At 61.5% G+C, this 25,192-nt stretch carries 18 protein-coding genes and 1 pseudogene; 14 read left to right on the top strand and 5 right to left on the bottom strand.

What is annotated here, in order from left to right; all coding sequences use genetic code 11:
• Nucleotides 1-8 precede the first annotated feature (8 nt).
• The 3 genes from KJY40_RS17255 to KJY40_RS17245 all read left to right on the top strand — a co-directional run bounded on the left by KJY40_RS17255 (nucleotide 9) and on the right by KJY40_RS17245 (nucleotide 3,926).
• A complete protein-coding gene (locus tag KJY40_RS17255; RefSeq protein ID WP_230731375.1) occupies nucleotides 9-1,043 on the top strand; it encodes an aldo/keto reductase in 1,035 nt (344 codons plus the stop codon).
• Nucleotides 1,040-2,473 (top strand): NAD-dependent succinate-semialdehyde dehydrogenase, encoded by a 1,434-nt coding sequence (locus KJY40_RS17250; RefSeq protein WP_230731373.1) that lies wholly within the window; start codon nucleotides 1,040-1,042, stop codon nucleotides 2,471-2,473. The genes KJY40_RS17255 and KJY40_RS17250 overlap by 4 nt, the downstream gene beginning before the upstream one ends.
• Nucleotides 2,474-2,561: 88 nt before the next feature.
• Nucleotides 2,562-3,926, top strand: a complete 1,365-nt coding sequence (locus tag KJY40_RS17245) for an MFS transporter (RefSeq protein ID WP_230731372.1) — start codon at nucleotides 2,562-2,564, stop codon at nucleotides 3,924-3,926.
• A 10-nt stretch (nucleotides 3,927-3,936) separates the two neighbouring features.
• Here KJY40_RS17245 and KJY40_RS17240 read toward each other — a convergent pair whose 3' ends face one another.
• Both KJY40_RS17240 and KJY40_RS17235 read right to left on the bottom strand, forming a co-directional pair.
• Nucleotides 3,937-4,812: a LysR substrate-binding domain-containing protein gene (locus KJY40_RS17240; RefSeq protein ID WP_230731371.1), complete on the bottom strand. Its 876-nt coding sequence runs from the start codon at nucleotides 4,810-4,812 to the stop codon at nucleotides 3,937-3,939.
• Nucleotides 4,813-5,030: 218 nt separating this feature from the next.
• On the bottom strand, nucleotides 5,031-6,209 hold the full coding sequence (locus KJY40_RS17235) for a hypothetical protein (RefSeq protein ID WP_230731370.1): 1,179 nt from the start codon (nucleotides 6,207-6,209) through the stop codon (nucleotides 5,031-5,033).
• 186 nt (nucleotides 6,210-6,395) lie between these two features.
• On the opposite strand from KJY40_RS17235, the gene KJY40_RS17230 reads away from it, so the two are divergent.
• From KJY40_RS17230 to KJY40_RS17205, 6 genes and pseudogenes are all read left to right on the top strand, one after another.
• Entirely contained in the window at nucleotides 6,396-7,328 is a 933-nt protein-coding gene (locus KJY40_RS17230; RefSeq protein ID WP_007950486.1) for a LysR substrate-binding domain-containing protein, read from the top strand.
• 107 nt (nucleotides 7,329-7,435) lie between these two features.
• Nucleotides 7,436-8,860 (top strand): aldehyde dehydrogenase, encoded by a 1,425-nt coding sequence (gene aldA / locus KJY40_RS17225; protein ID WP_230737722.1) that lies wholly within the window; start codon nucleotides 7,436-7,438, stop codon nucleotides 8,858-8,860.
• A gap of 82 nt (nucleotides 8,861-8,942) precedes the next feature.
• Nucleotides 8,943-10,262 (top strand): MFS transporter, encoded by a 1,320-nt coding sequence (locus tag KJY40_RS17220; protein WP_230731369.1) that lies wholly within the window; start codon nucleotides 8,943-8,945, stop codon nucleotides 10,260-10,262.
• A gap of 1 nt (nucleotide 10,263) precedes the next feature.
• The gene (locus tag KJY40_RS17215) at nucleotides 10,264-11,481 is read left to right on the top strand and encodes a mandelate racemase/muconate lactonizing enzyme family protein (protein WP_230731368.1); all 1,218 of its coding nucleotides are present in this window, start codon (nucleotides 10,264-10,266) and stop codon (nucleotides 11,479-11,481) included.
• A 155-nt stretch (nucleotides 11,482-11,636) separates the two neighbouring features.
• Complete coding sequence (locus KJY40_RS17210) at nucleotides 11,637-13,250, top strand: GMC family oxidoreductase (protein WP_230731367.1); 1,614 nt, start codon at nucleotides 11,637-11,639, stop codon at nucleotides 13,248-13,250.
• Between the two features lie 123 nt (nucleotides 13,251-13,373).
• Nucleotides 13,374-13,980, top strand: a pseudogene (locus tag KJY40_RS17205) (DUF6338 family protein).
• Nucleotides 13,981-14,122: 142 nt separating this feature from the next.
• On the opposite strand, the gene KJY40_RS17200 reads toward KJY40_RS17205, so the two are convergent.
• Entirely contained in the window at nucleotides 14,123-15,022 is a 900-nt protein-coding gene (locus tag KJY40_RS17200) for a LysR substrate-binding domain-containing protein (RefSeq protein WP_230731366.1), read from the bottom strand.
• A 121-nt stretch (nucleotides 15,023-15,143) separates the two neighbouring features.
• On the opposite strand from KJY40_RS17200, the gene KJY40_RS17195 reads away from it, so the two are divergent.
• Both KJY40_RS17195 and KJY40_RS17190 read left to right on the top strand, forming a co-directional pair.
• Nucleotides 15,144-16,511: an MFS transporter gene (locus KJY40_RS17195; RefSeq protein WP_230731364.1), complete on the top strand. Its 1,368-nt coding sequence runs from the start codon at nucleotides 15,144-15,146 to the stop codon at nucleotides 16,509-16,511.
• Nucleotides 16,512-16,535: 24 nt separating this feature from the next.
• Complete coding sequence (locus KJY40_RS17190) at nucleotides 16,536-17,810, top strand: glucarate dehydratase family protein (protein ID WP_230731363.1); 1,275 nt, start codon at nucleotides 16,536-16,538, stop codon at nucleotides 17,808-17,810.
• 42 nt (nucleotides 17,811-17,852) lie between these two features.
• On the opposite strand, the gene KJY40_RS17185 is transcribed toward KJY40_RS17190, so the two are convergent.
• Nucleotides 17,853-18,737, bottom strand: coding sequence for a LysR substrate-binding domain-containing protein (locus tag KJY40_RS17185; protein ID WP_230731362.1), 885 nt, complete (start codon nucleotides 18,735-18,737; stop codon nucleotides 17,853-17,855).
• A gap of 159 nt (nucleotides 18,738-18,896) precedes the next feature.
• Here KJY40_RS17185 and ydiJ point away from each other — a divergent pair, with 159 nt between their 5' ends.
• Both ydiJ and KJY40_RS17175 read left to right on the top strand, forming a co-directional pair.
• Nucleotides 18,897-21,926, top strand: coding sequence for a D-2-hydroxyglutarate dehydrogenase YdiJ (gene ydiJ / locus KJY40_RS17180; protein WP_230737720.1), 3,030 nt, complete (start codon nucleotides 18,897-18,899; stop codon nucleotides 21,924-21,926).
• Nucleotides 21,927-22,041: 115 nt separating this feature from the next.
• Nucleotides 22,042-23,211: a DUF1624 domain-containing protein gene (locus tag KJY40_RS17175; RefSeq protein ID WP_230737718.1), complete on the top strand. Its 1,170-nt coding sequence runs from the start codon at nucleotides 22,042-22,044 to the stop codon at nucleotides 23,209-23,211.
• Between the two features lie 6 nt (nucleotides 23,212-23,217).
• Here KJY40_RS17175 and KJY40_RS17170 read toward each other — a convergent pair whose 3' ends face one another.
• The gene (locus KJY40_RS17170; protein WP_230731361.1) at nucleotides 23,218-24,123 is read right to left on the bottom strand and encodes a LysR family transcriptional regulator; all 906 of its coding nucleotides are present in this window, start codon (nucleotides 24,121-24,123) and stop codon (nucleotides 23,218-23,220) included.
• Nucleotides 24,124-24,253: 130 nt separating this feature from the next.
• Between KJY40_RS17170 and KJY40_RS17165 the strand changes: the two genes are divergently transcribed.
• Entirely contained in the window at nucleotides 24,254-25,084 is an 831-nt protein-coding gene (locus KJY40_RS17165; RefSeq protein ID WP_230731360.1) for an oxidoreductase, read from the top strand.
• The last annotated feature ends 108 nt before the right edge of the window (nucleotides 25,085-25,192 follow it).

Genomic DNA, 25,192 nt, shown 5'->3' with positions numbered 1-25,192 from the left:
TCCGCGCCATGCAATACATCCGTTTGGGCAACTCCGGCCTGCAAGTCTCCCGCCTGTGCCTGGGCACCATGAACATGGGCACCCCGGACTGGAAACCGTGGATCTTCAATGAAAAACAAAGCGAGCCGATCGTCGCCCACGCCCTCAACAATGGTGTGAATTTCATCGACCTGGCGGACTTCTATTCCGCCGGCGTCGGCGAAGAAGTGGTAGGGCGCATCGTCAAGCGTCTGGCCCGTCGCGAAGACCTGGTGATCACCACCAAGGTCGGTTACGGCACCCGCAACGGCATCAACGCCAGCGGTCATTCGCGCAAGCACATCATGGACAGCATCGATGCCTCGCTGAAGCGTCTGGACATGGATTATGTCGACGTGTTCATGCTGCATTACTTCGACGTGAACACCCCGGTCGAAGAAACCATGAGCGCGTTGAACGACATCGTGCGTTCCGGCAAGGCGCGCTACATCGGCGTGTCGACCATGCTCACTGGCCAACTGGCGAAAATCCTCATGGCCTGCGAGCGCAATGGCTGGGTCAAGCCGATCAACATGCAGCTGCAACTGAACTGCGCCTACCGCGAGGAAGAGCGCGAGATGATTCCGTTCTGCCGCGATCAGGGCATCGGCGTCTCGGTGTTCAGTCCGTTGGCCCGTGGCCTGTTGACCGGTGACGTGCAATCGACCCGCAACCAGACCGACTTCTTCACCCAGCAGATGTACAGCGACGAAGCCTCGTTCGAAATCGCTCATTCGGTACAGCGCGTGGCCCGTGCCCGTGGCGTTTCGAACGCGCAGATCGCCCAGGCCTGGGTCGCCAATCACCCGGGCGTGGACTGCATGCTGGTCGGCGCCGACACCACCGCGCAGTTCGACAGCGCACTGGCGGCGTTGGAAACCAGACTCGATGCCGAAGAGCTGCACGAGCTGGAGCGCAATTACACCCCGTGCGATGTGATCAACGACTACACCGCCGGCAAACGCATACTGCGCACCGCCCGTCCGGGGCTGGAGCGCTTCACGTTGCAGGGGGCGGTGGCATGAGCGAATTGATCCGTCACGGCAACTTCATCGACGGCCAGTGGGGCCTGGGCGGCGCGACATATCCGGTGCGCAACCCGGCCAACGGTGAGTTGATCACCGACGTGCAAAAGGCCGGCGCCGAGGAAACCAACCTCGCCATCGAGGCCGCCAACCGTGCCTTGCCGGCGTGGCGCAAACTCACCGCCAAGGAGCGCAGCCAGCGCCTGAAACGCTGGAGCGATCTGATGCTCGCCAACCAGCAGGAACTGGCGACCTTGCTCAGTCGCGAACAGGGCAAACCGTTGGCCGAAGCCAAGGGCGAAGTGGTCTACGCCGCCAGTTTTCTCGAGTGGTTCGGCGAAGAAGCCAAGCGTGCCTACGGCGATGTGATCCCGAGCCACAAGGCCGATGCGCGGATCATCGTGACCAAGGAAGCCATCGGTGTGGTCGCGGCGATCACTCCGTGGAACTTCCCGCTGGCGATGGTCACCCGCAAGGTCGGCCCGGCGCTGGCGGCGGGTTGCACGATGATCCTCAAACCCTCGGAAGAAACGCCGCTGTCGGCATTTGCCCTGGCGGTGCTGGCCGAGCAGGCCGGGATTCCGGCGGGCGTGTTCAACATCGTTTCCGGCGACGCGGTGACCATCGGCGGCGCGCTGCAAGCCTCAAGCGTGGTGCGCAAGCTGTCGTTCACCGGCTCGACCCGCACCGGCAAACTGCTGATGCGCCAGGCCGCCGACACCCTTAAAAAGGTTTCGCTGGAACTGGGCGGCAACGCGCCGTTCATTGTCTTTGACGACGCCGACATCGACGCGGCCGTGAAGGGCGCGATGGCCTCGAAATTCCGCAACACCGGGCAGACCTGTGTCTGCGTCAACCGCTTCTTCATTCAGGACGGCGTCTACGAAGCCTTCACCGGCAAACTCGCCGAAGCCGTGGCGGCGATGCGCGTGGGCAGTGCGCTGGACGGTGAAACCGAGCAAGGTCCGCTGATCAACGCCGCCGCGTTGGCCAAGGTTGAAGCCCACGTCAGCGATGCGCTGGAGAAGGGCGCCACGCTGTTGTGCGGCGGCCGTCGTCATGCCCTCGGCGGCACGTTCTACGAACCGACCATCCTCACCGAAGCCAGTGGCGACATGCTGATTGCCCAGGACGAAACTTTCGGCCCGGTGGCCGCGTGCTTCCGCTTCAAGGACGAAGCCGAAGTGTTGGCGCGAGCCAACGACACGCCGTTCGGTCTGTCGGCGTACTTCTACAGCCGCGACATCGGCCGGGTCTGGCGCATGGCCGAAGGGCTGGAAGCCGGGATGGTCGGCATCAACGAAGGGATCATCTCCACAGAGGTGGCGCCGTTCGGTGGCATCAAGGAATCGGGCCTTGGGCGTGAAGGTTCGAAGTACGGTCTGGATGACTATCTGGAGATCAAATACCTGTTGATGGGCGGTCTCTAGACCTCCCCGAACCCTGCGGGAGTTCGCTCCCCCAGGGTTCTCCCAGAGCTTTCCGTTTCTCCGTCAATAACAACAATTGGAGACGAACATGTCCGCTCAACCCGTAAAGATCGATGACCTGCCCATCGGGCGCTTCCATATCAAAATCGCCGGCCTGACCTTCGGCGCGCACTTTACCGACGGCTACATCCTTGGCCTGATCGGCATCGCATTCACCTTGCTCAGCCCGCAGATGCAGCTCGACGCGTTCTGGCAGGGCCTGATCGGCGCGTCGGCGTTGATCGGTCTGTTTCTCGGCAGTCTGTTTTTCGGCTGGATCTCGGACAAGGTCGGCCGGCAGAAAATCTTCCTGGTCAGTTTCGTGCTGATCACTATCGCTTCGGTGATGCAGTTCTACGTCGAAACCGCCATGAGCCTGTTCCTCTGCCGGGTGCTGATCGGCATCGGCCTGGGCGGCGATTTCAGCGTCGGCCACGCGATGCTCGCCGAGTTCGCGCCGAAGAAACATCGCGGCGTGTTGCTGGGTTCGTTCAGTGTGATCTGGACCTTCGGCTACGTCGCGGCGACCTTCGTCGGCACCGCGATGCTCAGCCTCGGTGACGATGCCTGGCGCTGGATGCTGGCGTCTTCGGCGATTCCGGCCGCGTTGATTCTGATCGCGCGAATCGGTACGCCGGAATCACCGCGCTGGCTGGTCAATCAGGGCCGGGTGGCCGAAGCCCGTGCCATCGTCAAAAAGCATCTGGGCGATAACGTCGAGCTGGATGAAACCCGCTCCAGCGAAACCCGTTCGGGCTACGCGGTGCTGTTCAGCCGCGAATACCGCAAACGCACGGCGTTCAACTGCCTGTTCTTCGTCTGCATCGTCATGCCGTACTTCGCCATCTACACCTTCCTGCCGTCGATCCTGCAGAAGATGGGCCTGGCCGAAGGCTTCGGCACCGAGCTGATGCTCAACATGCTGCTGATCCTCGGCGCGTTGATCGGCATCTGGTGCACGATCAAATTCACCCGGCGCGGGTTCCTGATCAATTCGTTCATCATTCTGGCGGTGGCGCTGTTTCTGCTGGCGGTGTTGCCGGGCAGCGCGGCGTGGCTGATGGTGCTGGTGTTCGGCGTGTTCACGCTGGTGCTGTCGGCGGTGAGCAATCTGGTGGGCGTGTTCCCGGCGGAGAGCTTCCCGACGGAAGTGCGGGCCAGCGGGATTGGCCTGGCGACGGCGGTCAGTCGTCTGGGTTCGGCGGTCAGTACGTTTCTGTTGCCGGTGAGTGTGGCGGGGATCGGGTTGAGCCCAACCATGGGGATTCTTGCGGCGATCCTGGGGATTGGCGCATTGCTGTCGTGGGCTTGGGCGCCGGAGACCAAGTCGTTGACGTTGAGTCAGGCGTGCAAGGCGCAGAGTCCGGTGGAAGCAGGAGTCGGGACGGTCGGCAAAGTCGCAACGCCAATCTGACAAGTGCAGGTCAGGGGTTGCTGACAACCCCTAGCCATTCAGTAAACAGCCTCACCTTCGACAACCCCTGCTTATCATTCGCCACATCCAGCCAATAGCCATAAGGGCCGATCACCTCAATCGGGGTGATCGGCCGCAGGCTGCCGTTGGCCAGTTCCTTTTCGATCATCTGCCTATCGATCACCGCCAGACCGCCGCCTGCGAGTGCGGTGTGGATCACCTGATCCAGGGTGCTGAATTCCAGCCCTTGTCCGGCATCGATGTCGTCCCGGCCCATGGCCGCCAGCCAGTTTTCCCAGACCTTCAAGCGCTTGCCGTCGTGCAGGATGTGCAGCAGCGGAAACTGCCGCAGATCCGGCGGTTGATCGCCGTTGAACAGTTCCGGGCTGGCCACCGCGATGTGCCGTTCCATCACCAGCAATTGGCTGACGCAGTGGGGCGCTGCCGCGAGGCCGAAGCGGATGTGGCAATCGACTTCCGTGAGGCTGTTGTGGCCGATCTGGTTGGTCACGCTGAGGTTGATGTCCGGGTAGCGCTGGCAGAACGCGCGCAGGTGCGGCGACAGCCAGCGGGTGGCCCAGGTCGGCGGTGCGAGCACTTTCAAGCGCTGGCGCAGATTGGGCACACGCACCGCTTGCAGAGAACGTTCGATGTGGTCGAAGGCTTCGGCCAGATGCGGGGAAAGATTGCTGCCGGCTTCGGTCAGCGACAGCCCTTGAGGCGTGCGCACGAACAGCGCCACGCCGAGGTAATCTTCAAGCTGTTTGACCTGGCGACTGACCGCGCCCTGGGTGACGTTCAGCCCGATGGCGGCCTGGCTGAAACTGCGATGACGGGCGACTTCTTCGAACACGCGCAGGGTGTTGAGCGAGGGCAGTTGACGCATGGAGGCAGGACTCCGGACCGGGCGGTTTATTGTTGTTTTGAGAGGGGCCTATCTGACTATTGGTAAGGGGCGGATGCAAGTGTTGTTTGGACAGACGCCATCGCTGGCAAGCCAGCTCCCACAAGTTCAAGGTGACCACAAATATTGCGGCCGCCATCAATCCTGTGGGAGCTGGCTTGCCAGCGATGACTGACTTTCAGGCGCTTAACGTTCGAGTGTCAGAAGTAGTAACCGACGTTCACATACAACTGGTTCTCCCACTGATCCAGCCCACCCGCGCCAAGGCTTTGGGTGTAGCTGCTGCCTCCGATATACGGATCGTTCTTGCCGAACAGCCATTCCGTGGCGACCCACAATTTGCTGATGGAGAACGAGGTGCCAAGGATCATCCGCTCGGAGGTCTTGAACCCGCTGGCAGACTTGTCGAAGGCGCTGTAGTTGGCGTACAGCTTGATTCCGCTGATCTGGTCGAACAGGTATTTGCCGCCGACGTCGTAGCTCAGGTCCGCCACGTACAGATTGCCGCGACTGGCCACGTTGTAAGTGCCGTCGTATCCGCCGAGGGTCACCAGTTCATCGGTGCCGACGTTACGTGGCGACATCTGCTGCCGCGCCGCCTGCAACTGCACGCCCCACGGGCCGTTCTTGCCCATGTAGTGCACGGCCACGGCGTTGCGTCGGCCGTCGTTGTCGGTGTCCTTGTTTTCGAGGGCCGAGGTCAGGCCGGAGATTCCGACTTCGGATTTCCACGACCCCAGATCCAGCGACCGGGCTACCCGCAGCACCACGGTGTTGCGTTCCTGGTTGTCACTGCCGTCGGCCACGTAACTGTCGGCACCCGATACGACGCTGGAATAGGTCACGCCTTTGCTGGTGCCTTTGCCTTGCCAGGCCGGGCGCAGGTAGTAACCGGCCTGCAGGTTCCAGTCGCCGCTTTGCTGGATGTACTTGGCGCCGACCTGTTGCACGTCTTCCAGGCCGATGACGTTGCCGAGGGTTTCGTAGAAGGTGCTGCCGAAGTACGGCTGCAAACCGAACGGCACGGTGTTCAGGCCTACCTGCACTTGCTGGTCCGGGTTGAACTTGTAACCGACCCACGCGAACTTGGCGAAGCGGATATCGCCATAGTCCTTGGTGTATTGGTACGGGTAAGAGCGACCGTAGAAGCGGTATTGCGCCTCACCGATCCAGGTGTCGGAGTTGTACTTGGCGCTGAGGAATACCGTGTCGAGACCAAACTTTTGAATGTCGCGATCAGGGTCCACGTCCCAGCGAGCACGAATGGCGCCGCCAAGGTCGAGATTGTCGGTGACCTGGACCGCCATGGCCGGGGCGGCAATGCTGCAGAACAGAGCGATGGAGGTGGTGCGCAGGCGCAAAGATGCAGGGAAGGGCATGGAGCGGCTCTCGATTGTTTTTATTAGAGATGCCGCGCAGTTTTGCCATCTGCGGTTTGTTGAACAAACGATAAAAACGGTGGGGAAACCTGCATCGAATGCATGTTACTCAGAAAATCCTGTAGGACAATTCGCCAGCGTCGTGGGATGCTTTGCACCTTGTCAGTGGTTTTCGAGTGCCTTTGTATGAAACGCAAAATGCCCGGCCTGAATGCGCTCAAAGCATTCGAAGTGGCCGGCAGCACCGGCAGCTTCACCCGCGCCGCCGAGTTGCTCAACGTCACCCAGAGCGCGGTCAGCCGTCAGGTGCGGCAACTGGAAGAACAGCTCGGCGAGAGTCTGCTGGAGCGTCGCCATCACCATCTCGAACTGACCGGTGCCGGCAAGATTCTGCTGCGAGCGCTGCATCAGTCGTTCGACAAGATCGAACTGACCGTGCGCAGCATCCAGCAGAAAACCCACGCCAACCGTCTTCACATCAATGCGCCGCCGACCTTTACCAGCCGTTGGCTGATGCCACGTTTGGGGCGCTTGCGCGAGCAGCATCCGGAACTGGAACTGAGCATCACCACCCGCTTGCAGGACAGCCTCGCGGAAACCAGCACCCTCGATTGCGCGATCCGTTTTGGCGACGGCGAGTGGGACGGGCTCGACAGTTCGCTGCTGATTCAGGAACGCCACATCGCCGTGTGCGCTCCAACCCTGTATGCGCGAGAGGGCGGCGAGCAGGGCATCGACCTCAATCGCCTGACCCTGCTGCATGTGCTGGCCCGGGAGGACCAGCGCTACCTGACGTGGAAACACTGGCTCGACGCGGCGCGCATCAGCGGGGTCGATACCCAGGGCGGATATGAATTCGACCTGCTGGATCTGGCGATTCAGGCGGCGGTCGATGGTCTGGGAATCACCATCGCCGACTGGCACATGGTCGCCTCGGAGCTGGCCAGCGGGCAGTTGACCCAGGTGCACAACGTCCACGTCGAAGGGCACCAGTCCTACTGGCTGGTGACCCGCCCGGAACAGACGCAGATGCCGCAATTGCAGGCGTTCAGTCAGTGGTTGCAGGAAGAGATCTGGCTGGCGCAGCGCCAGCTTGAGCCTTCGAAGGCGATTTTCTGAGTAACGTGCCTTTTTCGAATGTTTGATCGCCGGATAAATCGTTTGTTGAACCCGCTGTCGATGACAAGACTGGTGGCATCGATAAAAACAAACGATGGGCGATGCACATGCGAGTCGAGCGAAATTTTGTTAACGGCCACTTCATCGAGCCGGCCAGCGCGGCGCTGATCGCGGTCTACAACCCGGCCACCGAAGCGTTGATCGGCCAGGTGTCGGCCGCCACTGCCGAAGAGGCCACGGCGGCAGTCGATGCCGCTGCAGCAGCGCAAAAAGTCTGGGGCAAACTCACCAGCATCGAGCGTGCCGAGCACCTGCGAGCGTTTGCGGCGGCCCTTGAAGATCGCGCCGAAGCCATCGGCGCCGCACTGGCCGCCGAGTCCGGCAAAAGCCTGAGCGACGCCAGCAACGAAGCCCGTTATGCCGCGCAGATCACCCGTTACCACGCTGAATGGGCGCGTCGCATCGAAGGCGAAATCATTCCCAGCGACAGCCCCGACGAAAACCTGTTCCTGCACCGCGAGCCGATTGGCGTCGTCGCGTGCCTGATTCCGTTCAACTACCCGGTCTACACCCTGTTGCGCAAGATCGCTCCGGCGCTGATTGCCGGCAACACCGTGGTGGTGCGCCCGAGCAACAACACCCCGACCTCGGCATTCGAAATCGCCAAAGCCGTGGAGCAATCGGGCATGCCTTCCGGCGTAATCAACATCCTGACCATGGATCACGCCACCGCCGCAGCGGTTTGCACCCATAAAGCCGTGGGCCTGATCACGCTGACCGGCAGCGTCAACGCCGGGCGCATCGTTCTCGATTACTGCAAGACCAACATCGCCAAGCCGTCGCTGGAACTGGGCGGCAAGACCCCGGCAATCATCGAAGCCGATGCCGATCTCGAAGCGGCCGCGAGCGCAATCATTGCCTCCAAGACCACTCACTGCGGCCAGTTGTGCACGGCGGTGGAGCGGGTCTATGTGCAGGAAAGCGTCTACGACCGTTTCCTCGCGCTGCTCAAAGCGAAAATCGCTGCCGTGAAGTTCGGCGACCGCGCCACGGACGCCAGTCTGATGGGGCCGCTGGTCAACGCCAGTTCGCAGAAGAACATTCACGCCATGGTCGAGCGCGCGATTGCCGACGGCGCCGTCCTCGAAAGCGGCGGTGAGCTGCCCGAAGGCCCTGGACATTTCTACCCGCCAACGCTGCTCAGCGGTTGCCGCCAGGACATGGAAATCGTCCAGGAAGAAATCTTCGGCCCGGTGCTGCCGGTGCTCAAGTACCGCGACATCGACGAGGCACTGGCCATGGCCAACGACCACCAGTTCGGCCTGTCGTCGGTGCTCTACACCGAGAACTACCGTACCGCGCAGAAAGTCGCCAATGCCATTGAGGCCGGCGAGTTGTACGTCAATCGCACCCCGGCCGATCCGTATCAGGGCTACCACGCCGGCTGGAAACGCTCGGGCCTGGGCGGCGATGACGGCAAGCACGGCATGCTCGAATTCACCCAGACCCGACTCGTGGTCATGAAGTACTGATCCACCGCATCACGCCTCACGCTACACCTATAAAAACAATTATCAGGGGCGCCCGGAGCACGGGTCGCCCGAGGTCATTTCAATGTCCAAGCATGCATCCTCTGCTGCCGCTGTTCAGGGTTCCAACTCGGCTTCGAAAAGCCGGAGCGACAAGGGAAGTCGCTATTTCCAACTGATGTTGCTGGTGCTCGCCGCCGGTGCGATCTACCCGATTCTGTACCTGCGCCAGGTCTACCAGACCACCATGCTCGAGGTGTTCCAGATCAGCCACAGCGAGCTGGGTTATCTGTACTCGATGCTCGGGACGATTTTCCTGCTCAGCTACTTGCCGAGCGGTTGGCTGGCCGACCGTATCGCGCCGCGTTTCCTGATTTTCTTCTCGCTGGTGGCAACCGGTGCGCTGGGCCTGTGGTACTCGACCGCGCCGTCGATGACCGGGTTGATGATCATCTTCGGTTGCTGGGGGCTGACCACCGGCCTGACGTTCTGGGCCTCGGTGCTCAAGCGCGTGAAGATGATTGCCCATCACACCGAGCAGGGCCGCTTCTTCGGCATTCTCGATGGTGGTCGCGGACTGGTTGAAGCGCTTTTGGCAACGGTTGCGCTGGGGCTGTTCGCCTACGCCACGGAAACCCGTGGCGAGTCCACCGCCGTAGGTTTCAAGCACGTGGTTTACCTCTACGCCTTCACCTGTATCGCCATCGGCTGTGTGCTGGTGCTGATCAAGGACCCGAAGTCGATGGAAGACACGCCGCCGGTAGAGAAGGGCAAGTTCAACCTGTTCACGGACCTGGCAACGTTGGTGAAGATCCCTGAACTGTGGCTGGTCACCGCGATCGTGTTCTGCGGGTATCACATCTTCTGGGCCACCTACAGCTTTTCGGACTACCTGCAAGGCAGCGGCCTGACCGCCGTGATGGCCGGCACTATCACCACCATCAAACTGTGGATGCGCCCGATCGGCGGCATCGGTGGCGGCTGGCTGGGGGACAAGTTTTCGAACATCTCGGTGCTGATCGTCGCGCTGTTGCTGGCGAGTCTGGCGATTGTCGGGCTGATCGTGTTCCCGGCGCTCAACAGCATGGGGCTGCTGATCGCGACAGTGATTTTCATCGGCTTGATGACCTACGCGATTCGCGGTCTGTACTGGGCGATCCTCGACAGCTGCAACATTCCGCTGCGCATCACCGGACTGGCCATCGGCATCGTCTCGGTGGTCGGTTACATGCCGGATGCTTTTATCCCGTTGATCAACGGCTACCTCACTGAGCATTTCCCCGGCGCCCTCGGCTACAAGCTCTATTTCGGCTACATCGCCACTATCGGTCTGATCGGCACTCTGGCTGCCGTGACCCTGCGTGCCCGGATCAATCGCAAATCTTTGAATAAAGCAGGTGCCTGAGATGAAAATCGTCGCCCTTGAAACCCATATCGTCGCCGTACCGCCACCGCACATCGGCGGCATGTACTGGCTGTTCGTCAAGCTCAAGACCGACTGCGGCATTGAAGGCGTCGGCGAAATCTACGCCGCAACCTTCGGCCCCAAAGCCATGCTGCCGATCATCGAAGACGTGTTCGAACGCTACCTGCTGAATCAGGATCCGCACCACATCGAACGCTTCTTCCGTCAGGCCTATTCGAGTGGTTTCACCCAGCGTCCGGACCTGACCATGATGGGCGTGGTCAGCGGTCTGGAAATGGCTTGCTGGGACATCATCGGCAAGGCCGCGAACAAGCCGGTCTACGAATTGCTCGGCGGTAAGGTTCACGAACGCCTGCGTTCCTACACCTATCTGTACCCGGTCAACAGCCGTGGCGAGTACGACTACGACGACCCGGATCTGGCGGCCGAGTGCGCGATTGAAAACATGAACAAGGGCTTCACCGCCGTGAAGTTCGACCCGGCCGGGCCATACACTGCGTACTCCGGGCATCAGATTTCGCTGGAAGTGCTTGAGCGCTGCGAAACCTTCTGCCGCAAGATCCGCGAAGCGGTGGGCAACAAGTGCGATCTGCTGTTCGGCACTCACGGGCAAATGGTGCCGTCCTCGGCGATTCGCCTGGCCAAGCGCCTGGAGAAATACGATCCGCTGTGGTTCGAAGAACCGGTGCCGCCAGGCCAGGAAGAGGCCATGGCGCAGGTCGCGGCCAAGACCAGCATTCCGATTGCCACTGGCGAGCGCCTGACCACCAAGTACGAGTTCTTCAAGCTGTTGCAGGCCGGCGGTGCGTCGATTCTGCAGATGAACGTGGCGCGCTGCGGCGGCCTGCTCGAAGGCAAGAAGATCGCCAGCATGGCCGAAGCCTATTACGCGCAAATCGCCCCGCATCTGTACAACGGGCCGATTGGTGCGGCGGCGAGTTTCCAGCTCGCGGCCTGCACGCCGAACTTCCTGATCCAGGAAAGCATCGAGACGTGGGGCGGCTTCCACGCCGAGGTCCTGAAAAAACCGTTGCAGTGGGAGGACGGCTACATCATCCCTTCCACCGAGCCGGGCCTGGGCGTGGAACTGAACATGGATGTGGTGCGCAAGCATTCGCCGTACACCGGTTCACGCCTGCACCTGCAAATGGCCCCGACCCCGGCCGACGTCAAAGACACATCGCCGGCCAAGGGCTGACAGAGGCCCATTGTGGGAGCGGGCTTGCTCGCGAAAGCGGTGTGTCAGGTTCACAAATGTCAGCTGACCAAGCGCCTTCGCGAGCAAGCCCGCTCCCACAGGGGAATCCCGTCGCTCATTCGAATTTTGTACAACGACTTACGCGGTAACCGTGCATGACATACGACTACATCATCGCTGGCGCAGGCGCCGCTGGCTGCGTGCTGGCCAACCGGCTTTCGGCCTCGGGCCAACACACGGTGCTGCTGCTGGAAGCGGGCGGCAAGGACAGTTCCCTGTGGTTCAAGATCCCGGTCGGCTTCGCCAAAATGTATTACAACCCGACCTTCAACTGGATGTACTACAGCCAGCCGCAGAAGCAGTTGAGCAATCGCGAAATCTACGCCCCGCGCGGCAAGGTCCAGGGCGGTTCGGGCTCGATCAACGCGATGATCTACGTGCGTGGCCAGGCCCATGACTTCAACGACTGGGCGGCCAACGGCAACGATGGCTGGGGCTTCAAGGATGTGCTGCCGTACTTCCGCAAACTGGAAAACCATCCGCTGGGCGACAGTGAATACCACGGCGGCAGCGGCCCGATCAGCATTACCCCGATGGCCGGCCAGACCCACCCGATCTGCGACGTGTTCCTCAAGGGCTGTGATGAACTCGGTTACCCGCGCAGCGACGATTTCAACGGGCCGAAATTCGAAGGCGCGGGCATCTATGACGTCAACACCCGCAACGGTCAACGCAGCTCCAGCAGCTTCGCCCATCTGCACCCGGCACTGAGCCGGCCGAACCTGACGGTCGAGCATTACGCGCTGGTTGACCGGGTACTGTTCGATGAAAGCCAGCAGCGCGCTACCGGCATTTCCATCACCCAACATGGCGTGGCGCGGACCTTCACGGCGCGCAAGGAAGTGATCCTGTGCGCCGGTGCCGTCGACACGCCGAAGATCCTGCAACTGTCCGGTGTGGCGGATCGTGCCTTGCTGGCCAAGCATCAGATTCCCGTGGTCAGACACCTGCCGGCAGTGGGGCAGAACCTGCAGGATCACCTGTGCGTCAGCTACTACTACAAGGCCAATATCCCGACCCTGAACGATGAGCTCAGCTCGCTGTTCGGCCAGTTCAAACTCGGCGTGAAATACCTGCTGACCCGCAAGGGCGCACTCGCCATGAGCGTCAATCAGGCCGGCGGTTTTTTCCGTGGCAACCCGGAGCAAAGCCATCCGAACCTGCAGCTGTATTTCAACCCGCTGTCGTACCAGATTCCAAAAAACAACAAGGCCAGCCTCAAGCCAGAACCGTACTCAGGCTTCCTGCTGTGCTTCAATCCGTGCCGCCCGACCAGTCGCGGGCACATCGAGATTGCTTCGAAGAATCCGCGCGATGCGGCGCTGATTGATCCGAACTACCTGAGCACGCAAAAGGACATCGACGAGGTGATCCAGGGCAGTCGCCTGATGCGCAAGATCATGGGCGCGCCTTCATTGAAGGGCATTACGGTTGATGAGGTTTTGCCGGGGCCGGCAGTGGAAACCGATGAGCAGATGCTGCAGTACTTTCGCGACAACTGCGGCTCGATCTATCACCTGTGCGGTTCCTGCGCGATGGGCGCGGATGAGCAGACCTCGGTGGTCGACAAGCGTCTCAAGGTGCATGGCCTCGAGGGGTTGCGGATCGTCGATGCGTCGATCTTCCCCAACGTGACGTCGGGCAACACCCATGCGGCGGTGCTGATGGTGGCGGAGAAGGGCGCGGATCTGATTCTGCAGGATGCGTAATGCGCAGTGACAGTTGATCGCGGGCGTTTTTCCCGCGTGCACTAGGCTTTGAATGCCGGCCCGTTACGGGCCGGCATTGCTGTTTCTGGAGGATTGTTTTTCTGATTCAAGGAGCGACCGATCATGGATGATCTGGTGAAAGAAGTGATTCCGTTGTTGCAGTACCTGATCCCGGGGTTTGTCTCGGCCTGGATTTTCTACACCCTGACGGCGTTCAAGCGACCGGATACGTTCGGGCAGATTGTGCAGGCGTTGATCTTCACGTTTGTGATTCACGGGATGGTATTGGGGGTTGGAGCGGTTTGTGTGTGGGTGGGGGGAGAAGGGGTTTTCTGTAGGGAAGTGGGATGCGAAGGCTGAAGCCTGCTGGGCCTTTTCTGCTTCGTTGTTGCTTGGGTTGATGGCTTGTTGTCTGGCCACCAATGGCAAATTGCATAGGTGGTTGCGCAGTAGAAACGTAACGAAACAATCTTCCTATCCCAGTGAATGGTTCTGCGCTTTCGCTCAATATGACCGATTCATCACCCTTCATCTGGAGGATGAAAGGCGCGTTCTAGGCTGGCCGGTGGAGTGGCCACCGGAGTCGAACACCGGACAGTTTTTGATGAGGTTTCCACGCTGGCTCAACGAAGATGGCAAATTGGATCCTATTGGCGCCGAATTTTTGCTGATAGATTCCGCGAAGGTTAAATGGGTTGAATTCAGCCCGGCATCAGAGGGTTCATCATGACCGCCAGAGCACCGCAACCAATGCCACAACATCTGGAGCGACTTTTCGTAGGGGCCGACGGGAAGCTGTTGGAGAAACCTTTGATCACGGGCCCAAAGGCACCCCCACCGCTGAAGTACCCCCCATCACCGCAAGCCCGCTCTTAACCCCATCCATCCTTCACCGCCCGGCGAATGCCCTCCAGCAACATCGCAAACGCCGGGTTGTCGTTGTTCTCCCGCCAGATCAGATGCAGTTCGCTCTGCACCCCTTCGCCCAGATCGATCTCGCGAAACACCACATTCCTGAACACCACGCTGGTCGCGCAACGCGGCACCAGCGCCAGCCCCATGCCCGCGTTGACCAGCGCCAGAATCGTCAGCGAAGACCCCAGCCATTGCACGTAATCCGGAGCGACCCGGGCCGAGCGCAGCATACCGGTGAGCAATTCGTTGAACGGCGGATAGGCCGCGTGGGAATACATCAGGAACGGCTGCCCATCCAGGTTCTTCACTGAAACGTCGTCGGCCTCGGCCAGTCGATGACCACTCGGCACCGCCAGCACAAAGGGCTCGCGCACCAGGCATTCGGTGGCGTAGCCCGGTTCCAGCAACGGTGCGCGGACGATACCCAGGTCGATGCGTCGGGCACGCAGGGCTTCGTGTTGCTGATAGGTGTTCATTTCAGTCAGGTCGATCTTCACCTGCGGCTGCTTGAGGCGCGCTTCGGCGATGACCTTGGGCAGAAACTCGTACACCGCGCTGCCGACAAAACTGATGTTCACCGAACCGATATCGCCCTCGGCAAAACGCCGGGCAGTGACGGCGGCTTGCTGGGCGCGTTCGAGCAGGTTTTGCGCCTCGATGAAGAATGCGCGGCCGGCAGCGGTGAGCGCCACGCTGCGTGTGCTGCGGGTAAACAGTTCGACGCCCAGGTGATGTTCCAGCAACTGGATCTGGCGGCTCAGTGGCGGCTGGGTCATGTTCAGCCGTTCGGCGGCACGGCGGAAATTCAGTTCGGTGGCGACGGTGGTGAAGCAGCGCAGTTGGGTCAGCTCGAACATTGATCTAATCCAGGTATCAATCGAATGCCAAGTTAGATTAGACGGGATCAATTGCTCCGTCCATGATCGCTCTACGCCTGAACAGGCCATCCCAACAAAAACAAAGATCGGGAGTCGCCCCTTGAATACCCTCCAGAGTCCGCCGGACATCACGGTACTCGCCCGCGCCGCCGCCAAGGTCAAGCGCCATGTGCTGCCGCTGTTCGTGGTGATGTTCATCGTCAACTACATCGACCGGGTCAACATCGGCTTCGTGCGCAGTCATCTGGAAACCGATCTGGGTATCGGCGCCGCTGCCTATGGCCTTGGCGCCGGTCTGTTTTTCATCGGTTACGCCTTGTTTGAAGTGCCGTCCAACATGCTCCTGCAACGCTACGGCGCCCGGGCCTGGCTGACACGGATCATGTTCACTTGGGGCGCCGCCGCAATGGCCATGGCGTTCGTCAAGGGTGAAACCAGTTTCTACGTGTTGCGCTTCATCCTGGGCGCTGCCGAGGCCGGGTTCTTTCCGGGGATCATTTATTACTTCACCCAATGGCTGCCAGCCTCGGAGCGCGGCAAAACCATGGCGGTGTTTCTCAGCGGTTCGGCGATTGCTTCGGTGATATCCGGCCCGGTGTCCGGCGCGCTGTTGCACATCAACGGTCTGGGCATGCACGGCTGGCAATGGATGTTCCTGATCGAAGGCGCCGCGTCGGTGGTGCTCTGCGGGTTTGTCTGGTTCTGGCTGCAATCCCACCCCCGTCAGGCCAAGTGGCTGAGCGAAGAGGAGCGTGACGCGTTGGTGACGGCAATCGCCGAGGAACAACGTGCCCGCGAAGCAACCCACGTCGCCAGACCTTCGATGTTCAAACTGTTGGCGGATCGGCAGATCGCGCTGTTCTGCTTCATCTACTTCTCCATCGCCCTGACCATCTATGGCGCCACCTTCTGGCTGCCGAGCATGATCAAGAAAATGGGCAACCTCGGTGACTTCCAGGTCGGGCTGCTCAACTCGGTGCCGTGGATCATTTCCATCGTCGCGATGTACGGCTTTGCGGCGCTGGCCGGCAAGTGGAAATTCCAGCAGGCCTGGGTTGCGCTGACCCTGGTGATCGCCGCGTTCGGCATGTTCATGTCCACCACCGGCGGGCCGATTTTTGCCTTCGTCGCCATCTGTTTTGCGGCCATCGGCTTCAAGGCGGCCTCGGCGCTGTTCTGGCCGATTCCGCAAAGCTATCTGGATGCGCGCATCGCGGCGGCGGTCATTGCGCTGATCAACTCCATCGGCAACCTCGGCGGCTTCGTTGCGCCGACCGCGTTCGGCTTTCTGGAACAGACCACCGGCTCCATCGAGGGCGGCCTGTATGGCCTGGCCGCGACCTCACTGGTTGCGGCGGTAGTGATCTTCTTTGCCCGCATGGCGCCTGGCGCCAAGAGCAACACCCCGGCAAAGCCTGAACCTGATACCGCCGTTGCGCCGACGGCCAGCCCGGTGGCGAGCCACTGATTCCGACTCAACAGGAGCGTCATTTTGAAAATCACTCGCGTAACCGTCACTCCGATCGCTTTCCGTGATCCGCCGCTGCTCAACGCCAGTGGCATCCACGAACCCTTCGCCCTGCGCTCGATCATCGAGATCGAGAGCGACAACGGCTATATCGGTCTTGGCGAAAGCTATGGCGATGCCCCGGCGCTGGCGATCCAGCAACAGTTGCAGTCGCAGTTGATCGGCCTTGATCCGTTCAACCTCAATCAGCTGCGTCGCATCGTTCAGGCGACGGTTGCTGCCAACAAACCAGCCAGTCTGGCCGGTGCCGAACTGGCGCCCGGTTCCCACGCCAGCAAGGCTGTGAGCAATGCGTATTCGGCGTTCGAAGTGGCGTTTCTCGACTTGCAGGCTCGCTACCTGAACGTGCCGCTGGTGGATCTGCTGGGCGGGGCGGTGCGTGATGAAGTGCCGTTCAGTGCCTACCTGTTTTTCAAGTATGCGCAGCACGTCGATTCACCGTACAAACCGGATAACTGGGGCGAAGCGCTGAACGAGCAGCAGATCGTCGCCCAGGCCGCGCGAATGATCGAGGCGTACGGTTTCAAGAGCATCAAGCTCAAGGCCGGTACGCTGCCGCCGGAGCACGAAGTGGCATGCATCAAGGCGCTGAAAAAGGCCTTTCCCGGTTATCCGTTGCGCATCGATCCCAACGGCAACTGGTCGCTGGAAACCTCGATCCGCATGGCCGAGTTGCTGGGCGACGATCTGCAATATTACGAAGACCCGACCCCGGGCCTTGACGGCATGGCCGAGCTGCACAAACGCACCGGGCTAGCGTTGGCGACCAATATGGTGGTCACCGACTTCGACGAGTTCCGCCGCAGCGTCGCGCAGAACAGCGTGCAGATTGTCCTCGCCGACCACCACTACTGGGGCGGCCTGCGCGACACCCAGACCCTGGCGAAAATGTGCGATACCTTCGGCCTCGGCGTGTCGATGCATTCCAACTCACATCTGGGCATCAGCCTGATGGCGATGGCGCACGTGGCAGCTGCCGTGCCGAATCTGGACTACGCCTGCGACACCCATTACCCGTGGCAGGAACCGGATGAGGAGGTGATCAAGGGCGGCAAACTGCCGATCATCGATGGCTGCGTGAAGATCACTCGTGCACCGGGGCTGGGGCTGGAGCTGGATCACGATCAACTGGGCAAGCTGCACGATCAGTACCTGACCTGCGGCATCCGCCAGCGCGATGATGTGCGGCAGATGCAGCGCTATAAACCTGACTGGAAAGCGGTGAAGCCGCGATTCTGATCGAGCAAAACCAGAGGGCGCCGAACAGCGCCCTCTGTTGTTTCAGAGCGTACGCATCAACCAGTCGCGAAACGCCTTCAGCGACGCCAGCGACTCATTACGCGCCGGATACACCAGGTAATAGCTGCGTCGGCTGCTGATCGGTTCGCCCAGTTGCAGCAGCTCGCCGTTGTGCAACTCGTCTTCTACCAGAATCCTCGGCACCAGGCCGATGCCGATGTTGGCGCGCACGGCCTGGATCAAATGCGAGGTCATCTCGAAGCTCGGGCCGATGCGCATGCTGCGATGGGGCAGGGCGTGATGGCTGAACCATTCGCTCCACGCCTGAGCATTGCTGCTGACGTTGAGCAGCAGTTGCCCGGCGATATCCTGGTCGGCTGCACGACGTTCGGCATCGGATAGCTGCGTGCTGGCGATCACCACCAGTTCTTCGGTGTGCAGACGGTGGGCGGTCAGCCCCGGCCAGTCGCCGCCGCCGACGCAAATTGCCGCGTCGATTTCGCTGGTGTCGAAGTCGATGGTTTCGATGCGTGAATGCAGGTGCACTGTCATGCCCGGGTGCGCGGTGTAGAAGTCCTTCAAGCGCGGCAGCAGCCATTTCGAGCCGAAGGTTGGCAGGGTCGCCAGGCGCAGGCTGTGAATCCCTGAGCCAAACGCCATGGCCTGCAACGTCGCGCTGCGGATCTGGCCGAGGGCTTCGGACAGTTCGCGCTGATACAGGCGCCCGACGTCGGTGAGGATCACCCGCCGACCTTCGCGGCTGAACAGGCGCACGCCGAGCATCTTTTCCAGAATCTGCACCTGCCGGCTGACCGCACTTTGGGTCAGCGACAGTTCGTGGGCGGCGCGGGTGTAGCTTTCATGGCGTGCGGCGGCTTCAAATGCCAGCAGCAACGACATCGAGGGAGTGAGGGTTCGCGGATTCATTCGTTTTAGTCATGGATTGCGGGTCGATTTTACGGTTGTCCCGGCATCGCTCTGCAATGAACATAAGGCCTATGAGATGGCGGGAGCGTGACGCAATCATTCATTGCGCACAACTGTTCACCGCCACACGGCCCGTTTTTGACCGAGATTGCCCTCCCGATGATTGCCCAGCTGTCGCCTTCCACCGCGTTGAACACCGACTACCAACAGTTTCTCAAAGCCCTTGAAACCGGCGGCTTTCGCGGCGAAATCAGTGCCGACTACGCCAGCCGCGTGGTGCTGGCCACTGACAACTCGATCTATCAGCGCTTGCCGCAAGCGGCGGTGTTCCCGCGCGATGCCGACGACGTGGCGCTGCTGGCGCGCCTGATCGCCGAACCGGCCTACCAGAAAGTGGTGATCACGCCCCGCGGCGGCGGCACCGGCACCAACGGCCAGTCGCTGACCGACGGCATCGTCGTCGACCTGTCGCGGCACATGAACCGCATCCTCGAAATCAACGTTGAACAACGTTGGGTGCGGGTGCAGGCGGGTGTGGTGAAGGATCAACTGAACGCCGCGCTGAAATCCGCCGGGCTGTTTTTCGCCCCGGAACTGTCGACCTCGAACCGTGCCACCGTCGGCGGCATGATCAACACCGACGCCAGCGGACAGGGCAGTTGCACCTACGGCAAGACCCGCGACCACGTGCTGGAACTGCACATGGTCCTGCGTGGTGGCGAGCGCTTGCACGGTCGTCCATTGGAAGAAAGCGAGCTGGCAGCGGAATGCGCCCGTGAGGGCCGGGCCGGTGAGGTGTATCGCTGCGCGCGGCAGATCATCGATGAGCAAGGCGAGCTGATCCGGGAAACCTTCCCCGACCTCAACCGCTGCCTGACCGGCTACGACCTGGCGCACCTGCGCGAGGCCGACAACCGTTTCAACCTCAACAGCGTGCTGTGCGGCGCTGAAGGTTCGCTGGGGTTTGTGGTCGAGGCCAGGCTCAACGTGTTGCCGATCCCCAGGCACACGATGCTGGTGAACATTCGCTACGCCGGCTTCATGGATGCCTTGCGCGATGCCCGGGCGTTGATGGCGCTCAAGCCGCTGTCGATCGAAACGGTGGACTCCAAAGTGCTGTTGCTGGCGATGCAGGACATCGTCTGGCATGGCGTCGCCGAGTATTTCCCGGAAAGCGCCGAACGGCCGACGTTGGGCATCAACCTGGTTGAGTTCTGCGGTGACGATCCCGAGGAATTGCAAGGTCGGGTCGAGGCTTTTGTCCAGCACCTGGGCACCGACGCCACGGTCGAGCGCCTGGGCCACACGCTGGCCGTCGGGCATGCGGCGGTGAATCGCGTCTACGGCATGCGCAAGCGCGCGGTGGGTCTGCTCGGCAACGTCGCCGGTGAAGCGCGGCCGCAGCCGTTTGTCGAAGACACCGCCGTGCCGCCGCAGCACTTGGCCGAGTACATCGCCGAACTGCGCGACCTGCTCGACAGCCATAAGCTGCAATACGGCATGTTCGGCCACGTCGATGCCGGTGTGCTGCACGTGCGGCCGATTCTCGACATGAAGGATCCGCAACAAGCCGCACTGGTGCGTCCCGTTTCGGACGGCGTCGCTGCGCTGACCCAGCGTTACGGCGGCCTGCTGTGGGGCGAGCACGGAAAGGGCCTGCGCTCGGAATATGCGCCGGCGTTCTTCGGCGCGTTGTACCCGGCGCTGCAAGCCTTGAAGGCGGCGTTCGATCCGTTCAACCAGTTCAACCCCGGCAAGATTGCCACGCCGAATATTCCCGGCGCGGCGTTGCTGAAGATCGACGAAGTGACCCTGCGTGGCGAACTTGATCGGCAGATCGACGAAAAAGTCTGGCAGGACTACGGCGCGGCCATGCACTGCAACGGCAACGGCGCCTGCTACAACTTCGATCCCGACGATGCGATGTGCCCGTCGTGGAAAGCCACCCGCCAGCGCGCGCAATCGCCCAAGGGTCGCGCCTCGCTGATTCGCGAGTGGCTGCGGTTGCAGGGGGAGGCGGGTGTTGATGTGTTGTCCGATGCCAGCCGCCGTCCGCCGTTTTTCAGCACGTTGCTGCAGCGTTGGCGCAACAGCCGTGCGCAGGAACAGGACTTCTCTCACGAGGTGTACGACGCCATGGCCGGCTGCCTGGCGTGCAAGTCCTGCGCGGGGCAGTGCCCGGTGAAAGTGAACGTGCCGGACTTCCGCTCGCGGTTTCTGGAGCTGTATCACACCCGCTATCTGCGGCCGGCGCGGGATTATCTGATTGCTTCGCTGGAGTACACGATTCCGTACATGGCGCGGATTCCGTTGCTCTATAACGGCTTGATGGGCGCCTCGTTCAGCCGGCGCTTGATCGAGCGCCTTGGCGGCATGGTCGATGTGCCGTTGCTCAGCCGTTTCGATTTCCACGCGGCGATGCGTCGCTGGCAGGTTCAGCCGGCGTCGGCGGACGTGTTGTCAGCGCTGACACAGGCACAACGCGAGCGCAGCGTGGTACTGGTGCAGGATGCCTTCACCCGGTATTTCGAGGCGCCGTTACTGGCGGACCTGATCGAGTTGATTTCGCGCCTCGGCTATCAGGTTTATCTGGCGCCGTTCAGTGCCAACGGCAAGCCGCTGCATGTGCAGGGCTTTCTGTCGGCGTTCAATCGCGCGGCGTTGCGCAATGCCGGGCAATTGCGCGCACTGGCCGAGGTCGGTGTGCCGCTGGTGGGACTCGACCCGGCCATGACTCTGGTCTATCGCCAGGAATATCTGAAAGTGCCGGGGATGGAGAAATGCCCGGAGGTGGCGCTGGTGCAGGAGTGGCTGCTCAAGGTGATGCCGGAGCAAATCCATCAGCGCCGCGCCGACACTTTCCGCCTGCTGGCGCACTGCACCGAGAAAACCAACGCCCCGGCCGCGACCCGGCAATGGGAGCAGGTGTTCGAGCGCGTCGGCCTGAAGCTGGCGACCCAGGCCACCGGTTGCTGCGGCATGTCCGGCACTTACGGACACGAAGCGCGCAATCGCGAGACGTCGGCAGTGATCTACGAGCAATCCTGGGCGAAGCAGATCGAGGCACCGGTGGAGAAGGGCGAGGCACTGGCCACCGGGTATTCCTGCCGCAGTCAGGTCAAGCGCCAGGCTGATCGACAGCTGCGCCATCCGTTGCAGGTCGTGCTGGAAACCCTGCGCACCGCGTGATCGCTGTTTGAGAACCGCTAGCGATTGGATCGGTTTTTCATGTTATAAGGTAACGAAAATTATGCGACCGCTTTCGGGCGGTCGCATCGATCAACCTTTCGATTGCGATACTTCCATGACGATTGCGGTTCCCCGTTCTGCCCCCTCGGCGACTGGCCGGTTGCTGTCCATTGATGCGCTGCGTGGCCTGGTGATTCTGTTCATGTTGCTGGACCACGTGCGCGAAACCTTTCTGCTGCATCGTCAGGTGTCCGACCCGATGGACATCGCCAGCACCGAGCCGGCGCTGTTCTTCAGCCGTACGCTTGCGCATTTGTGCGCGCCGGTGTTCGTGCTGCTGACCGGGTTGTCGGCGTGGCTGTTCGGCGAGAAGTACGACGGCAAGGCTGACGTCAGTGCCTTTCTGTTCAAGCGCGGTCTGTTTCTGGTGGCGCTCGAATTCACCCTGGTGAATTTCGCCTGGACGTTCCAGCTGCCACCGACCGTGATCTACCTGCAAGTGATCTGGGCGATCGGCCTGAGCATGATCGCGCTGTCGCTGCTGGTCTGGCTGCCACGCTGGCTGTTGCTCACGCTGAGCCTGGCGATCATTGCCGGGCACAACCTGCTCGACGGACTGCACTTTGGAACCGAGTCGGCGCTTCACGTGCCGTGGGCAATCCTGCATGACCGCGGCTGGATCGAGGCCGGCGAGACCTTGCGCCTGCGCACCTCGTACCCGTTGTTACCGTGGATCGGCGTGATCGGTCTGGGTTACGCGCTGGGGCCGTGGTTCGCCCGCGCAGCCGATGCCGGCGTGCGCCAGCGCCGTTTGTTGGTCGGTGGCGTCGCCGGGCTGCTGGGATTCGTGGCACTGCGGTTGGTCAACGGTTACGGCGAGAAACCCTGGGCCTTCGGGGACAGCGGTCTGCAAACCCTGATGAGCTTTTTCAACATCACCAAATACCCGCCGTCGCTGTTGTTCATCACGCTGACGGTGAGCGTCGGGCTGCTGCTGTTGCTGGTGTTTGAGCGTGCGCAGGATCGACGCTGGATTCGCTGGCTGACGGTGTTCGGTTCGGCGCCGATGTTTTTCTACCTGCTGCACCTGTATGCGCTGAAGATGCTGTACCTGATCGGCGTGGCGCTGTTCGGGCTTAATCAGGGCACCTATTTCGGTTTCTCGACGGTGACGGCAGTGTGGCTGGCGGCGGTGGTGCTGGCGGTCGCGTTGTTCCCGGCCGTGCGCTGGTTCTCGGGATTGAAGGCCCGGCGACGGGACATTGCCTGGCTGAAGTATCTGTAGAACGGCTCAGCCCGTTTTGCCTTCGCGGGCATTGCGGGCGAAATCGATAAACGCTTTGAGCGGCGCCGGCACATGGCGCCGACTCGGGTAGTACAGATGCAGGCCGGGATAGTACGGGCACCAGTCCGCCAGCACCTGCACCAGCCGCCCGCTCGCCAGGTGTTCCCGGGCCATGTCCTCGAACACATAAGCCAATCCCAACCCCTGCAACGCCGGGCCGATCATCAGGCTGACATCGCCCAGGGTCAGCGGGCCGTTGACCTCGATTTCCTGAACGATGCCGCCGCGTTCGAATTCCCAGCGATACAGCGCGCCGCTGGGAAAACGGTGACGGATGCAGGGCAGGGCGTGCAGATCTTCCGGTTTTTGCGGCGCGACGTGCCGTTCCAGAAACGCCGGTGAGGCAACCACCACCGAGCGCAAGGTCGGTCCGATCGGCAGCGACACCATGTCCGCCTCCAGCCGATTGCCGAACCGCACCCCGGCATCAAAACCGGCAGCGACGATATCCAGCAGCGCATCGCTTTCGACCACTTCCAGGCGAATGTCCGGGTAGGCCTGCAGGAACGCCCCGGCAATCGGCAGCAGCACCAGTTCGCAAGCCTGACGCCCGGCAGTGATGCGCAGGTTGCCGGAAGGTTTGTCGCGAAAGTGATTGAGGTCTTCGAGGGCGTCGTCGATGTCGCGAAACGCCGGTTTCAGCCGCGCATACAGTCGTTCGCCAGCCTCGGTCAGCGCAACGCTGCGGGTGGTGCGATTGAACAGCCTCACGCCGAGGCGATTCTCCAGAGCCCGCAATGAATGGCTCAGTGCCGACGGTGTCAGGCCCAGATCCACCGCCGCACGACTGAAATTCAGGTGCTGGGCGATGCTGAGAAAGATCGAAAGGTCCGCCGTGGACGGGTTTTTCATTTGTGAGTGCCTTTCACAAAGTCATGCAAATTTGTTGGGATTATCACATCAGTAGCACAGCTTTAAAGTCGACTCAACTCATCAAGAAGGCCCGGCAATCTCGCCAGGGTCACCGACAGGAGGAGTTGATATGCGTACCTGGCTGATTACCGGAGCTTCCCGTGGTTTTGGCACCCTTATCGCTGAACAGGCCCTGCGTGCCGGTGACGCGGTGATTGCCACCGCCCGCAACCCGCAAGACATCACCGACCGCCTCGGCGATCACCCGAACCTGCTGGCCGTAAGGCTGGACGTCACCCGCGAAGAGGACGCACATCAAGCGGTGGCGCAGGGCATCAAGCGCTTCGGCCGCATCGACGTGCTGATCAACAATGCCGGCTTCGGCGTGTTGGGCGCCGTCGAAGAAACCAGTGCCAGCGAAACCGAGCGCCTGTTCGCCACCAACGTGTTCGGCCTGCTCAACGTCACCCGCGCCGTGCTGCCACACATGCGCGCCCAGCGCAGCGGGCGGGTCATCAATATCTCGTCGATTGGCGGCTATCAGGCGTACATGGGCTGGGGCGTCTACGGCTCGACCAAGTTCGCGGTGGAAGGCATCAGCGAAGCCCTGCATCAGGAGCTGGCGCCGCTGGGCATTCATGCCACGGTGGTCGAACCGGGCTTCTTCCGCACCGACTTCCTCGACGAACAATCGCTGATCAAGACCGCACTGGTGCTGCCGGACTACGACGAAACCGTCGGCAAGATGCGCACGTTTGCCGAAGCGGCCAACCATGCACAACCGGGTGATCCGCAGAAGTTTGCCGAAGCGATGCTGGCGCTGGTCAACGCGCCGAACCCGCCGCAGCGGCTGGCGCTGGGCAGCGACACGATTGCGCGAATCGAAGCGAAGAACCGCTTGGTGGCGCAGGAGTTGGCCGAGTGGAATGAGCTGGCGCTGTCCACGGATTTCAAGGACTGAAACAAGACCTGTGGGAGCGGGCTTGCCCGCGAAGGCGGAATGTCAGGCACCTTAACCGGAGACTGACACTCCCTCTTCGCGGGCAAGCCCGCTCCCACAGTGTTTATC

It is taken from the genome of Pseudomonas fitomaticsae, from assembly GCF_021018765.1.
In the GTDB taxonomy this organism is placed as follows: domain Bacteria; phylum Pseudomonadota; class Gammaproteobacteria; order Pseudomonadales; family Pseudomonadaceae; genus Aquipseudomonas; species Aquipseudomonas fitomaticsae.
The sequence above is the reverse complement of the archived record's forward strand: the minus strand, read 5'-3'. Positions and strand labels throughout refer to the sequence as shown.

What these genes read in the sequence shown, in the direction of transcription:
- KJY40_RS17245 (WP_230731372.1), top strand. Translation starts at nt 2,562, where the DNA reads ATGTCCGCTCAACCCGTAAAGATCGATGACCTGCCCATCGGGCGCTTC.
- KJY40_RS17170 (WP_230731361.1), bottom strand. Translation starts at nt 24,123, where the DNA reads ATGAAAAACCCGTCCACGGCGGACCTTTCGATCTTTCTCAGCATCGCC.
- aldA (WP_230737722.1), top strand. Translation starts at nt 7,436, where the DNA reads ATGCGAGTCGAGCGAAATTTTGTTAACGGCCACTTCATCGAGCCGGCC.
- KJY40_RS17230 (WP_007950486.1), top strand. Translation starts at nt 6,396, where the DNA reads ATGAAACGCAAAATGCCCGGCCTGAATGCGCTCAAAGCATTCGAAGTG.
- KJY40_RS17165 (WP_230731360.1), top strand. Translation starts at nt 24,254, where the DNA reads ATGCGTACCTGGCTGATTACCGGAGCTTCCCGTGGTTTTGGCACCCTT.
- KJY40_RS17240 (WP_230731371.1), bottom strand. Translation starts at nt 4,812, where the DNA reads ATGCGTCAACTGCCCTCGCTCAACACCCTGCGCGTGTTCGAAGAAGTC.
- KJY40_RS17210 (WP_230731367.1), top strand. Translation starts at nt 11,637, where the DNA reads ATGACATACGACTACATCATCGCTGGCGCAGGCGCCGCTGGCTGCGTG.
- KJY40_RS17220 (WP_230731369.1), top strand. Translation starts at nt 8,943, where the DNA reads ATGTCCAAGCATGCATCCTCTGCTGCCGCTGTTCAGGGTTCCAACTCG.
- KJY40_RS17235 (WP_230731370.1), bottom strand. Translation starts at nt 6,209, where the DNA reads ATGCCCTTCCCTGCATCTTTGCGCCTGCGCACCACCTCCATCGCTCTG.
- KJY40_RS17215 (WP_230731368.1), top strand. Translation starts at nt 10,264, where the DNA reads ATGAAAATCGTCGCCCTTGAAACCCATATCGTCGCCGTACCGCCACCG.
- KJY40_RS17185 (WP_230731362.1), bottom strand. Translation starts at nt 18,737, where the DNA reads ATGAATCCGCGAACCCTCACTCCCTCGATGTCGTTGCTGCTGGCATTT.
- KJY40_RS17255 (WP_230731375.1), top strand. Translation starts at nt 9, where the DNA reads ATGCAATACATCCGTTTGGGCAACTCCGGCCTGCAAGTCTCCCGCCTG.
- KJY40_RS17200 (WP_230731366.1), bottom strand. Translation starts at nt 15,022, where the DNA reads ATGTTCGAGCTGACCCAACTGCGCTGCTTCACCACCGTCGCCACCGAA.
- ydiJ (WP_230737720.1), top strand. Translation starts at nt 18,897, where the DNA reads ATGATTGCCCAGCTGTCGCCTTCCACCGCGTTGAACACCGACTACCAA.
- KJY40_RS17250 (WP_230731373.1), top strand. Translation starts at nt 1,040, where the DNA reads ATGAGCGAATTGATCCGTCACGGCAACTTCATCGACGGCCAGTGGGGC.
- KJY40_RS17175 (WP_230737718.1), top strand. Translation starts at nt 22,042, where the DNA reads ATGACGATTGCGGTTCCCCGTTCTGCCCCCTCGGCGACTGGCCGGTTG.